The 12,937-nt window shown below is 43.1% G+C and carries 10 protein-coding genes; 7 read left to right on the top strand and 3 right to left on the bottom strand.

Annotated elements, in window-relative coordinates:
- Nucleotides 1-51: 51 nt before the first annotated feature.
- Both F0227_RS19645 and F0227_RS19650 read left to right on the top strand, forming a co-directional pair.
- Nucleotides 52-1,038, top strand: a complete 987-nt coding sequence (locus F0227_RS19645; protein ID WP_171754952.1) for a serine/threonine protein kinase — start codon at nucleotides 52-54, stop codon at nucleotides 1,036-1,038.
- 59 nt (nucleotides 1,039-1,097) lie between these two features.
- A complete protein-coding gene (locus F0227_RS19650) occupies nucleotides 1,098-1,697 on the top strand; it encodes a thiol:disulfide interchange protein DsbA/DsbL (protein WP_171754953.1) in 600 nt (199 codons plus the stop codon).
- A 65-nt stretch (nucleotides 1,698-1,762) separates the two neighbouring features.
- Here F0227_RS19650 and F0227_RS19655 read toward each other — a convergent pair whose 3' ends face one another.
- Nucleotides 1,763-2,644 (bottom strand): acyltransferase, encoded by an 882-nt coding sequence (locus F0227_RS19655; protein ID WP_171754954.1) that lies wholly within the window; start codon nucleotides 2,642-2,644, stop codon nucleotides 1,763-1,765.
- A 90-nt stretch (nucleotides 2,645-2,734) separates the two neighbouring features.
- Nucleotides 2,735-4,264: a YifB family Mg chelatase-like AAA ATPase gene (locus F0227_RS19660; protein WP_171754955.1), complete on the bottom strand. Its 1,530-nt coding sequence runs from the start codon at nucleotides 4,262-4,264 to the stop codon at nucleotides 2,735-2,737.
- Nucleotides 4,265-4,961: 697 nt separating this feature from the next.
- On the opposite strand from F0227_RS19660, the gene ilvG reads away from it, so the two are divergent.
- From ilvG to ilvA, 5 genes are read left to right on the top strand one after another with little or no spacing between them, the layout of a single operon-like run.
- The gene (ilvG, locus tag F0227_RS19665) at nucleotides 4,962-6,608 is read left to right on the top strand and encodes an acetolactate synthase 2 catalytic subunit (protein ID WP_171754956.1); all 1,647 of its coding nucleotides are present in this window, start codon (nucleotides 4,962-4,964) and stop codon (nucleotides 6,606-6,608) included.
- Entirely contained in the window at nucleotides 6,608-6,877 is a 270-nt protein-coding gene (gene ilvM / locus F0227_RS19670) for an acetolactate synthase 2 small subunit (RefSeq protein ID WP_171754957.1), read from the top strand. The genes ilvG and ilvM overlap by 1 nt, the downstream gene beginning before the upstream one ends.
- Nucleotides 6,878-6,891: 14 nt before the next feature.
- A complete protein-coding gene (locus F0227_RS19675) occupies nucleotides 6,892-7,830 on the top strand; it encodes a branched-chain amino acid transaminase (protein ID WP_171754958.1) in 939 nt (312 codons plus the stop codon).
- Nucleotides 7,831-7,848: 18 nt separating this feature from the next.
- Complete coding sequence (ilvD, locus tag F0227_RS19680) at nucleotides 7,849-9,699, top strand: dihydroxy-acid dehydratase (protein ID WP_171754959.1); 1,851 nt, start codon at nucleotides 7,849-7,851, stop codon at nucleotides 9,697-9,699.
- A 3-nt stretch (nucleotides 9,700-9,702) separates the two neighbouring features.
- Entirely contained in the window at nucleotides 9,703-11,235 is a 1,533-nt protein-coding gene (gene ilvA, locus F0227_RS19685) for a threonine ammonia-lyase, biosynthetic (protein WP_171754960.1), read from the top strand.
- Nucleotides 11,236-11,288: 53 nt separating this feature from the next.
- Here ilvA and glmU read toward each other — a convergent pair whose 3' ends face one another.
- Complete coding sequence (glmU, locus tag F0227_RS19690) at nucleotides 11,289-12,653, bottom strand: bifunctional UDP-N-acetylglucosamine diphosphorylase/glucosamine-1-phosphate N-acetyltransferase GlmU (RefSeq protein ID WP_171754961.1); 1,365 nt, start codon at nucleotides 12,651-12,653, stop codon at nucleotides 11,289-11,291.
- Nucleotides 12,654-12,937 lie beyond the last annotated feature (284 nt).

The following is a 12,937-nucleotide window of genomic DNA, read 5'->3' on the forward strand; positions in this document are numbered from 1 at the left end:
TTTGATAGAAAAGGGCTCGGCAACGAGTCCTTTTTGTTTCTGGAACTAAATATGATAAATAATGCTTTTAATTTTGATGCCTTAACACCCGATTTTATGTGGTATGCCTTAGAGAGTATTGGTATACGAGCAGAGTCAGGTTTGTTGGCATTAAATAGCTATGAGAACCGCGTTTACCAATTTGTTGATGAAGAGAAAAAGCGTTATGTGGTCAAATTTTATCGACCTCAACGCTGGAGTAAAGAACAGATACAAGAAGAACACGACTTTACACTAGAGTTACTTGAACATGATGTCCCCGTAGCTCCACCAGTGATTATAAATGGGCAATCACTTCATCAATACAATGGTTATCTGTTTGCGCTATTTCAAAGCGTTGGAGGCCGCCAATTTGAGGTCGACAACTATGAGCAGTTAGAGTGGGTGGGTCGTTTTATGGGACGAATCCACAATGTCGCAAAACAGAAAACATTCTTACATAGACCTCAAATATCATTACAAGAGTATCTATATCAGCCAAGATCATACTTGGAAAACTCTACCTTTATTCCATCACATATAGAAAACAGCTTTTTTAGCGATTTAAACTTGCTAATAAAGTCGATAGAAAAAAATTGGTCAGACGAATATCAAACCATCCGCCTACATGGCGATTGTCATCCAGGAAATATTTTATGGCGTGACGGCCCTATGTTTGTTGACTTAGATGACGCCAGAAACGGGCCAGCGATTCAAGATTTGTGGATGCTATTAAATGGAGATAGGACGGATAAACTGGCACAACTCGATACTATCTTAGAAGGGTATGAAGAGTATTGTGACTTCAACTCATCAGAGCTTGCACTTATTGAGCCTCTTCGTGGTTTGCGCATGGTGCATTACATGGCTTGGCTTGCTAAACGATGGAATGATCCTGCCTTTCCTTTAGCTTTCCCATGGTTTGCAGATGCAAGGTACTGGGAAAATCAAGTTCTGGCAATAAAAGAGCAGATAGCAGCATTGCAAGAACCTGTATTGACGCTGACACCGCAATGGTAGCCAATTACCCTAAAAACTGATAGAAATACAGTCTAAACAATAAAGGAGAGATTCACTTAATGAAAAAAGTATTTATTCTACTGGCGACTCTTTTAGCCAGCGTTTCAATACATGCCGCTCAATTTAATGAGGGGGATCATTACCAAGTATTGGATGTAAACAAATCATCTTCACCTGTAGTCACTGAGTTTTTCTCTTTCTATTGCCCACACTGCTTAAAGTTTGAACCCTTTATCAATGAGTTGAAAAAGAAAATTCCGGACAATGCCAAACTGCAAAAAGTCCATGTCTCATTTATGGGTGGAAACATGGCAGTGCCTGTAGCAAAAGCTTATGCCACCATGGTTGTGTTAAAAGTAGAAGAGACCATGGTGCCTTACTTCTTTAAACAAATTCAGATATTACAAAACGCCCCTCAATCAGAAGCCGATATTCGTCAAATGTTTATAGATAACGGCATAGATGGAAAGAAATTTGATTCTGCTTACAACGGTTTTGCTGTTGATTCCATACAAAAACGTTTCGACAAGCAATTTACATCTACGGGTCTACAAGGGGTTCCCGGGGTCGTCGTCAATAATAAGTACCTAGTAAAAACAGATAAATTAAAAGGCTACGATGACTATTTTGATTTGGTGAACTTTTTACTAAAAAAATAGCGCTGACAACGAGCTGTAGTAACAAAAAGTACTCATTATTAAAATGGAGCCTAAGGCTCCATTTTCTATTCTTGATAGAGTTTTTCTAACTCACCATCTTTCTCTTGCCATCGTTCACTAAGCCATTGCTGGAATGCACGTTTGTAAGGCTTATCATTAAAGTAATCCCCCTTAACCGATGGATCAACGGGCAGGACATTTACTTTAACCACAATACGCTTCATTTTTCCCATTAATAGATCGCTAAATGGAGAAGTTCGGTTTTCAGGGTAAGCAATAGTCACATCAAGAATGGCATCAAACTGCTCCCCCATCGTTGCTAAGGTATACGCTATTCCACCGGACTTTGGCGGCAGCAAATGCTGATACTTACCTCTACTCTGATGCTGTTTCTCTTTGGTAAATCGAGTACCTTCAACATAATTAACTACTGTGGTAGGAGTAAATTTAAATTTTTCACATGAGCGACGAGTTGTCTCTAAATCTTTGCCTTTTAAATGCGGATGACGAATCAAGTACTCTCTGGAATATCGCTTCATAAATGGCATATCTAACGCCCAGCAAGCCATACCAACAAAAGGCACATAGAGTAATTGCTGCTTTAAAAAGAACTTGGGCATAGGGATTTTGTCCTTAAATACACAACAAAGAACCACAATATCACTCCAGCTTTGGTGATTAGAGATCATCAAGTACCAAGAGGATTTATCCAGCTGTTCCACTCCCTCTATCTGCCATTCTATTCGGCTAAATAAAGTGAGAATTAACGAGTTTAAAGTCGCCCAAAGCCACATAAGCTGATTTGCGCTAAGAGAAACTAATCGCTTGGCATTTTCCGTAGGAGTGATCATTTTAATCAATGCCAACAAGCAGATGGCAATAGAACAAAAGGCACTGTTAACAACCACAAGAGCAACAGTAACCATTAGCTTTATGTATTCCAGCATCAAGAAAAAACCTATCTAAAGTGATCAAAACGCCAAGCATTATACAAATGAATATCCAGAATGGAATATGACAAACATCACTCTAACAAATCAAACTATCTGAGCGGTTAAGCTCTTTAGCAGACGATCCATCGCACGATAACCTAGCGCTTCTGCAATATGTGCTTTCTCTATCTGCTGGCACCCTTCCAAATCCGCTATGGTTCTCGCCACCTTTAAAATTCGGTGGTAAGCCCGTATCGATAAGCCAAGTTGATAGATTGTCGTCTCTAAAAAGTCCGCATCTTGTTTCTCTAATGGGCAATATTTATTAATATCTCTATTGGTTAATAGACCATTAATCGTGCCACTCCTATTTAGCATACTCTCCCTTGCCATATTAACTCTCTGTTTAACCACCTCAGTTGACTCTCCTCTTTCGCCTTTCGAGGTAAGCATTCCCTTCGGCAAAAGAGGTATTTCCAGAGACATATCAAAACGGTCCAATAAAGGCCCGGATAATCGGCTTAAATAGCGAAGAATGGCCTGTGGGTTAGTCCGTGAGTGGTTTCCTTCGTAGTAGCCTGTTGGGCTAGGATTTAATGCACCTACCAATTGAAATCGGGCAGGAAAACGAACCTTTCCTGCTGCTCTTGAGATAACTATTTCTCCTGACTCCAATGGTTCTCGCAAAGAATCTAACGTTTTTCGTTCAAACTCTGGCATCTCGTCAAGAAATAGCAGTCCATTATGAGAGAGTGAAATTTCCCCCGGACGAGGAACCGATCCTCCTCCTACTAACGCCACCATTGATGACGAGTGATGAGGAGAGCGAAATGGTCTTCTCCGCCAATTATTGATATTAATATCCTGATCATCAATCAAGGAAGCGATAGAGGCCGTTTCTAATGCCTCTTCATCACTCATGCAGGGCAGCAAATCACACAGCCGTGATGCCAGCATTGTTTTTCCTGTTCCCGGAGGCCCCAGAAACAGCAAGTTATGACAACCCGCAGCAGCTATTTCTAACGCTCTCTTACCTTGTTGCTGTCCAATGACATCTCGCAAATCACGGCAGTGTCCCTTACTTGAGTGAACGGAGCGCGGTGATTGAAACAAGCTCAGTGTTTTCTGCCCACACAGATCAGCACATACATCCAGCAAAGAGAGCGCTGACTTATGTCTATTGTCAGCAACTAACGCCGCTTGATCACCATTGTCATTTGGCACAACCAAACACCGTTGGGCTTTGCTGGCCGCTAACGCCGCCGGTAGAACCCCTTTTACTGAGCGAAGCTCACCAGACAAAGCAAGCTCCCCTATAAATTCACAATGATTAAGTCGATCAATGGCGATCTGCTCAGATGCAGCCAAAATACCTAATGCAATAGGAAGATCGAATCTTCCTCCCTCTTTCGGAAGATCTGCCGGAGCTAGGTTTACCGTGATCCGCTTTGCTGGAAATTCAAAGTTAGAGTTAATGATGGCACTACGTACCCTATCCTTAGACTCCTTAACGGTGGTTTCAGGTAAGCCAACTAATGCAAATCCCGGCATTCCGTTACTAATGTGGACCTCTACCGTTACTTCAGGCGATTCAACCCCCACACTGGCTCTACTATGTACAATTGCTAATGCCATCTAATCCTCAATATTTACGGTTTTGAAACTATTTCGCTCATCTATTCGGCTTATACTCAAGTAACCTCAAGATGCTTGTTCAGCGAGAGTTTATTGGCTTCTGATCAAGGCACTGATTTGAAGGCATAGTCATTCTACGGCAAGAATCAGTAACACAGAGCAGGAGCCAATAAAACTCGCCCTTTGGGAGCTCATCAACATGACCATTTCTGCGTCAGATAACCTTGAAAGGGGATGCCATTCCTTCGATTATCTTTCTTGAACTTGACCCTGTTGATGTAGCTCTGAATCCTGCACCTTGAGGTCACTTGAGTATATATAGCTCAAAAATAAAACGGGTAAATATGAAAAAAGACTGAAGTTTTGCTTGTCAAATAGTCATTTTCTATGTTACCACTAGGTACGCAAACATTTACGCACAACAAAATCGAATAAAAAATGAACTTTAACGCTCGCATCAACGCACTCATTATTCTAATTCTCGTGGTCATTATTGATACCGCGCGGGGGCGAGTGAGCAGCAGAAAGTAACAAACGAATTGCTAAAAAACCCCCGCACTGAAAAGTTCGGGGGTTTTTTTAAACCTTAAGTTAATGCAGGTTTAGCCAGTTATTAAATTAAACAGGAAGTATAGGAGCACAGTATGTGCAATAAAAATAACGCGTTTGGACAAGCGCAATATAACGGGAGCAACCAATGAATGGTTCAAATTTAGTTGTTGCCGCATTAAAACAGCAAGGTATTAAAACCGTATTTGGCTATCCCGGTGGTGCCATCATGCCTATCTATGATGCTCTTTATGATGGCGGTGTTGAACATGTCTTATGCCGACATGAACAAGGGGCCGCAATTGCTGCAATTGGGATGGCAAGAGCGACACAAGATGTTGCAGTCTGCTTAGCAACATCTGGCCCAGGAGCAACTAACCTAGTAACTGGCCTTGCAGATGCACTGCTTGATTCTGTTCCTATCGTCGCGATTACAGGTCAGGTGGCAACCCCATTAATTGGAACCGATGCTTTCCAAGAAATGGATGTGATTGGTATGTCTTTATCTTGTTCTAAGCACAACTATTTGGTTACCGATATTGATGACCTTGCACCAACATTGGCGGAAGCCTTTATCGTAGCCAAGTCAGGCCGTCCAGGGCCAGTAGTTGTAGATATAGCAAAAGATGTACAGCTGGCTGAAGCTCCCGTTCATGAGCTCCCTTTTATAGAGCCACCCGCCATTCCCGTTGTAGACTCAGAACTCATCAACAAAGCACAAAATATTCTTAGCAAGTCAGACAAACCTGTTCTTTATATTGGTGGTGGCGTTCAAATAGCCAAAGCGACAGAAACGGTAAGAACTTTCTTAGCCAATAATCCTATGCCTACAATCAGCACTCTTAAAGGACTTGGCAGCATCGAACGCCATGATCCTAATTACTTAGGTATGGTAGGAATGCATGGCACCAAAGCCGCAAACTTAGTCGTTCAAGATGCCGATCTTCTTATTGTTGTTGGTGCACGCTTTGATGACAGGGTGACCGGTCGACTTGACTCATTTGCGCCAGATGCTCGGGTGATCCACATAGATATTGATGCCGCTGAATTTAATAAGCTCCGTCACTCTCATGCATCATTACAAGGGGATATCAATGAGTTGTTACCACAGTTATCGGTACAGCAAGATCTCTCCCCATGGCTTCAATATACCTCAGATCTCAGAAGTGAATTTAAGTGGCGCTATGACCATCCCGGAGAGCCTATTTATGCGCCCCTACTATTAAAACAGTTATCTGACATGATGCCAGACAGCACCATTGTATCTACCGATGTTGGCCAACATCAGATGTGGGCCGCACAACATATTCAACCAAGACGACCTGAAAACTACATCACCTCTGCTGGTTTGGGCACGATGGGATTTGGTCTACCTGCCGCAATTGGTGCCAAAATTGCTCGCCCAGACGATCAATCCGTCCTTATTACTGGTGATGGTTCTATTATGATGAATATTCAAGAACTCGGCACCATCAAGCGTAAGCAGGTTCCCGTCAAAATAGTATTACTTAATAATCAGCGCCTTGGTATGGTTAGACAGTGGCAGTCACTGTTTTTTGATGGTCGCCATAGTGAGACCATTCTTGACGACAACCCTGATTTTGAAATGTTAGCAAGCGCATTTGGTATCGCGAGCAAAACCATAACCACAAAAAGTGAAGTTGAACCTGCACTAAAAGAGATGATGGAGTGTGACTCTGCCTATCTTCTTCATGTCGTGATCGACGAAGAAGAGAACGTGTGGCCACTAGTACCACCTGGTGCAGCGAACCAAGATATGCTGGAGAATACCTAATGGATAGATACTTATTAAAAATCGAAGCCAACGATAAACCAGTATTAGTTGAGCGCATTTTGCGAGTGGTTAGACACCGTGGTTTTGCAATTAAGCAAATACTTGCGACACAGAACCATGAGAGTAAAGTGGCTCAAATAGAGATTGTTGTAGACAGTGATCGTCCTATCACATTGATTACCAATCAAGTGGAAAAATTGTGGGATGTAACGGATGTACACACCACTCGACTGAAAAAAGACGAAATGCTCAGCGCATACAAAATTTAAGAAAGGATTCTATTATGGCGACAAACACAGCTGATTTTATCTGGTTCAATGGAGAAATGGTGCCTTGGGCAGAAGCAAATGTTCACGTACTCACCCACGCTATGCATTATGGCACTTCGGTTTTCGAAGGCATTCGCTGTTACGACACACCAAAAGGCCCGATTGTATTTAGGCATAAAGAGCATATGCAGCGCCTAAAAGATTCTGCCAAAATCTATCGCTTTCCAATTCCTTACTCCGTTGATGAACTGATGGAAGCTTGTCGACAAACTCTACGTGATAATAAATTGCAATCAGCCTACATTCGCCCACTTGGTTTTGTTGGTAATGTTGGCTTAGGTGTATGCCCGCCAACAGAGACAGAAATGGATCTCATTATTGCAGCTTTTCCATGGGGTTCTTATCTAGGAGAAGAAGCTCTAGCAAGTGGTGTCGATGCTATGATTTCAAGCTGGAATCGTGCCGCACCTAATACCATACCGACTGCCGCTAAAGCGGGCGGGAATTACCTATCATCCTTGTTGGTCGGTGGTGAAGCTCGACGTCACGGTTATGCAGAAGGTATCGCTTTAAGCGTTGATGGTTATTTGTCTGAAGGGGCCGGTGAGAATATTTTTGTGGTAAAAAATGGGGTAATTTGTACTCCACCAGCCACCAGCGCCATCTTACCGGGCATTACTCGTGACTCCATTATGATTTTAGCTAAAGAGCTAGGTTATCAAGTACGCGAAGAGAACATTGCTCGAGAAGCACTTTATCTAGCAGACGAAATATTTATGACAGGTACCGCAGCAGAAATTGTTCCGGTACGAAGTGTCGATCAAATTACCGTAGGGGAAGGCAAAAGAGGCCCGATTACGGAAAAAATTCAGTCCACATTTTTTGGGCTTTTCAATGGAACAACTGAGGACAAATGGGGTTGGTTAGATCCTGTTTATTCACCACAGAAGTAATATAAGGAATTAAAAACAATGTCTCAACAGATCAAATACCGCAGCGCCACAACCACACACGGCAGAAATATGGCGGGAGCACGTGCTTTATGGCGCGCAACGGGCGTAAAAGAAGAGGACTTTGGTAAACCGATTATTGCTGTGGTTAACTCCTTCACCCAGTTTGTTCCGGGTCACGTACACTTAAAAGACATGGGCCAGTTAGTTGCCAAAGAAATTGAACAAGCAGGTGGTATTGCCAAAGAGTTTAATACCATTGCAGTCGATGATGGTATCGCGATGGGACACGGGGGTATGCTGTATTCTCTGCCTTCTCGCGAACTTATTGCTGACTCCGTTGAGTATATGGTGAATGCCCACTGTGCCGATGCCATGGTCTGTATTTCAAACTGTGACAAAATCACTCCTGGAATGATGATGGCAGCATTAAGACTGAACATCCCGGTGATTTTTGTTTCTGGTGGACCAATGGAAGCGGGCAAAACAAAATTGTCTGATCAACTCATAAAGCTGGACTTGGTTGATGCCATGATTCAGGGTGCAGATCCTACAGTATCAGACGAACAGAGTGAGCAAATTGAACGTTCAGCCTGTCCAACTTGCGGCTCTTGCTCAGGTATGTTTACTGCAAACTCAATGAACTGCTTAACCGAAGCTCTAGGTTTAAGCCAACCGGGTAACGGCTCAATGCTGGCCACGCACGCAGACCGAAAAGCACTATTCTTAAACGCTGGCCGTCGTATCGTTGAATTGACCAAACGCTATTACGAACAAGGCGATCTATCAGCACTTCCACGTAATATTGCCAATAAAGCTGCCTTTGAAAATGCCATGGCGCTGGATATTGCAATGGGTGGGTCGACCAATACCGTATTGCACTTGTTAGCAGGCGCTCAAGAGGGAGAGATAGAGTTTGATATGCAAGATATCGATCGGATGTCTCGCAAAGTTCCTCACTTATGTAAAGTTGCCCCTTCTACGCAGAAGTATCATATGGAAGACGTGCACCGCGCAGGTGGCGTAATGGCCATCTTAGGTGAACTTGATAGAGCAGGACTACTCAACAACCAAACCAAAACGGTTCTGGGTATTTCTATGCAAGACCAACTGGCTCAATACGACATCATGCAAACAGAATCTGAAGAGATAAAACAGTTCTTCCGTGCTGGCCCTGCTGGCATTCGCACAACAGAAGCGTTTTCTCAAAAGTGTCGTTGGGACACATTAGATGACGATCGCAAAGAAGGGTGCATTCGCACCAAACAAAATGCCTTTAGCCAAGATGGTGGCCTTGCGGTACTCAAAGGCAATATAGCCATAGATGGCTGTATTGTTAAGACAGCTGGCGTTGATGAAAGCAATTTGACTTTCCAAGGACCAGCGGTGGTATTTGAAAGCCAAGAAGACGCTGTTGATGGCATTCTTAACGGTAAAGTGACCGCTGGTGATGTGGTTGTTATCCGTTATGAAGGACCAAAAGGCGGTCCGGGTATGCAAGAAATGCTATACCCAACTACCTATTTAAAATCGATGGGACTGGGTAAAGAGTGCGCACTGCTTACAGATGGTCGTTTCTCTGGTGGTACATCTGGGCTATCTATCGGTCACGTTTCACCAGAAGCAGCCAATGGCGGCATTATTGGTTTAGTGAATCAAGGGGATATTATTACTATTGATATTCCAAATCGCTCGATTACTTTAGATATCGATGACCAAGAACTATCTCGCCGCCGTGCCAATCAAGAGACATTAGGTTGGAAGCCAGTTAATCGTCAACGCGAAGTCTCTTTTGCTCTAAAAGCATACGCAAGTATGGCTACTAGTGCAGATAAAGGTGCCGTTCGCGATAAGTCGATGCTAGAGGACTAGCGAATGACCGCAACAAAACAGACCGGCGCAGACTATCTGCGCCAAATATTACGCGCTCCCGTTTACGAAGTTGCCACCGTGACTCAGTTGCAAGATATGCCACGCTTATCTGAACGCATAAACAATAAGGTGCAAATCAAACGAGAAGATCGTCAGCCCGTACACTCTTTTAAGCTACGTGGCGCTTACAACATGGTTGCCAGCTTATCTGAACAACAGAAGCAGGCAGGGGTCATTGCGGCATCAGCGGGAAACCACGCTCAAGGCATGGCGCTTTCTGGAACAAAACTAGGTATTAAAACCACCATAGTTATGCCTAAAACAACCCCTGACATAAAAGTAGAAGCTGTTCGTAGTTTTGGCGGCAATGTGGTTCTGCATGGAAGCAACTTTGATGAAGCAAAAGCAGAAGCAGAGATACTTTCTAAGAAACACAACTACACGTTTGTACCTCCATTCGATCACCCTTTAGTTATTGCGGGTCAGGGGACTATTGGAATGGAAATGTTGCAGCAAAACGGGCACCTTGATTACATTTTTGTTCCCGTTGGCGGCGGAGGTTTAGCCGCAGGTGTTGCTGTGCTAGTAAAACAGTTGATGCCGGAAATAAAGGTCATTGCTGTTGAGCCGGAAGACTCTTCCTGCCTGAAAGCCGCTCTGGATGCTGGCGAACCTGTCGTACTTGACCAAATAAGCATGTTTGCTGATGGTGTCGCGGTTAAGCGCATTGGCGATGAAACATTCCGTTTATGTCATCAATACTTAGACGGTCATATTGCTGTGTCCAGTGATGAAATCTGCTCTGCTGTGAAGGATATATTTGAAGATACCCGAGCAATTGCAGAACCCTCAGGGGCCCTTGCCCTTGCTGGACTGAAAAAATTTGCCGAACAAAATAATCTTCAACAAAACAACTTAGCGACTGTACTTTCTGGTGCAAATACCAATTTCCATGGTTTGCGTTATGTCTCAGAACGTTGTGAACTAGGAGAAAAGCGGGAAGGATTATTAGCCGTTACTATTCCTGAACAACCGGGCGCATTTTTTAAATTCTGTGAGATTATTGGTGGTCGAGCCGTCACAGAATTTAATTATCGGTATAGCGATGAGAACTTAGCCAATATTTTTGTTGGGGTTAGATTACAAGAAGGGCAAGAAGAGCTAGACAGCATCGTTCACGAGCTGCATGAAGGCGGTTACCCTGTGGTGGATCTATCTGATGATGAGATGGCCAAACTTCATATTCGATATATGGTTGGTGGAAAACCTTCAAAACAGTTAAAAGAACGCCTTTATAGCTTTGAATTTCCAGAGTATCCGGGAGCACTACTTAAGTTTTTAAGTACTCTGGGAACACACTGGAATATAAGCCTATTTAATTATCGTAATCATGGTGCAGATTATGGGCGAGTATTATGCGGGTTTGAGTTAGATGAAAGCGACTTACCACGGTTCTCTTCTCATCTACATGAGCTAGGTTATCAGTACAAAGATGAATCTAATAACCCTTCTTATCAGTTTTTTTTACAAAAATAACCAGTCACTATCGCAATAAAAAAGGAGCCTCTGGCTCCTTTTTTATCTCATAACTATTTCTTTATTTTTACAGGACGTTGCCAGTTAGCAATTTTTCGCTCTTTAGCTCTTGTAATCACTAACTCACCTTCATCTACATCCTTGGTCAGAGTGGTACCTGCACCTATAGTGGCACCATTTCCAATGGTAACTGGCGCAACCAACTGACAATCAGAACCCACAAATACGTCATCGCCAATGACCGTTTTAAACTTATTTGCACCATCGTAATTACAGGTAATAACACCTGCACCGACATTGGTTCGTTGGCCAATTTCAGCATCGCCGATATAGGTTAGGTGGTTGGCTTTAGAGCCTTCACCGATCAAACCATTTTTCACTTCAACAAAGTTACCGACATGAGCATCATTACGAAGCTCTGCTCCCGGCCGTAGACGAGTAAATGGACCAACAGTACACTCTTCCCCTACCGTAGCACCTTCTATCACGCTATAAGGGCGTACAAGCGTATTATCGTCTATCTCACAGTCCTTAAGTACGCAGCCTGCACCAATAACAACGTTATCACCTAAGGATACACTTCCTTCAATAATGACATTAATATCAATCTCTACATCTCGACCACATTGAAGCTCACCACGTAAATCAAAACGGCTAGGGTCACGGAGCATTACCCCCTGTTCAAGTAGCTTCTCTGCCTGCATACCTTGATAAGCCCGCTCTAAACGAGCCAATTGAACACGATTATTGACACCTTCAACTTCAACGGTTCTTATTGGATGAACCGCTTCAATAGCACGACCATCAGCGTGAGCAGCGGCTATAATATCGGTAAAATAGAACTCACCTTGTGCATTATCATTACTCAATTGGCCTAACCAGCGCTTAAGGTCACCCCCGGTAGCCACCAATACTCCTGTATTGATTTCTTGAATGCGTTTTTGTGACTCGTTAGCGTCTTTTTGTTCAACTATTGCCACGACCGCATCGTTTTCACGAACAATTCGGCCATAACCAGTTGGGTTATCTAGTATCACTGTCAAAAGCGCGATACCGCCTTCAGGTTGAGTGCTCAATAAATTATCAAGTGTTTCTGAAGAGATAAGTGGAACATCGCCATAGAGAACCAAAATCTTCTCATCATCACGAAATTTATCTGAGGCTTGATCCACGGCATGACCGGTACCTAATTGATCCGCTTGCAGTACCCAATTAACAGGCGCATCAGCAAGAGTCTGTTTCATTTGGTCGCCGCCATGACCATAAACTAAGTGAATATTTTGTGCACCAAGATCTCCACATGTATCAATTACATGTTTAGCCATCGGCTTTCCTGCCAGAGTATGCAAAACTTTAGGAATAGCAGAATACATACGAGTACCTTTACCCGCAGCGAGGATCACCGCACTAAATGTCATTAGAGTAACCTTTGAATTATTTATCTGTAGAAGGATGATTTTAACGCGTCAATTGAGAAAAGAAACTGTGTAAATGAAATTGTGCTGATATTTCACAGTGAGAATAAAAATATTATCGATAATACTGCTCACTAATAGCGCCTTAGCTATTTAGAAGAATCAAAATTGTTACTATCAAGAAAAGTAAATAATCCACCTGCAGAGCAGGTGGCTTTGACTGGCCCCCTATAAGGGGGCTTATTTAACTATCGAGCCCTAACAACATCTGGCGCTCTTCTTCTTCC

Origin of the sequence: Vibrio sp. 99-8-1, assembly GCF_013114595.1 — a bacterium.
Taxonomy (GTDB): domain Bacteria; phylum Pseudomonadota; class Gammaproteobacteria; order Enterobacterales; family Vibrionaceae; genus Vibrio.

Bases quoted from the DNA above. Each gene is read 5' to 3' on its own strand.
- ilvG (WP_171754956.1), top strand. From the start codon at position 4,962: ATGAATGGTTCAAATTTAGTTGTTGCCGCATTAAAACAGCAAGGTATT.
- F0227_RS19660 (WP_171754955.1), bottom strand. From the start codon at position 4,264: ATGGCATTAGCAATTGTACATAGTAGAGCCAGTGTGGGGGTTGAATCG.
- F0227_RS19650 (WP_171754953.1), top strand. From the start codon at position 1,098: ATGAAAAAAGTATTTATTCTACTGGCGACTCTTTTAGCCAGCGTTTCA.
- glmU (WP_171754961.1), bottom strand. From the start codon at position 12,653: ATGACATTTAGTGCGGTGATCCTCGCTGCGGGTAAAGGTACTCGTATG.
- ilvD (WP_171754959.1), top strand. From the start codon at position 7,849: ATGTCTCAACAGATCAAATACCGCAGCGCCACAACCACACACGGCAGA.
- ilvA (WP_171754960.1), top strand. From the start codon at position 9,703: ATGACCGCAACAAAACAGACCGGCGCAGACTATCTGCGCCAAATATTA.
- ilvM (WP_171754957.1), top strand. From the start codon at position 6,608: ATGGATAGATACTTATTAAAAATCGAAGCCAACGATAAACCAGTATTA.
- F0227_RS19645 (WP_171754952.1), top strand. From the start codon at position 52: ATGATAAATAATGCTTTTAATTTTGATGCCTTAACACCCGATTTTATG.
- F0227_RS19675 (WP_171754958.1), top strand. From the start codon at position 6,892: ATGGCGACAAACACAGCTGATTTTATCTGGTTCAATGGAGAAATGGTG.
- F0227_RS19655 (WP_171754954.1), bottom strand. From the start codon at position 2,644: ATGCTGGAATACATAAAGCTAATGGTTACTGTTGCTCTTGTGGTTGTT.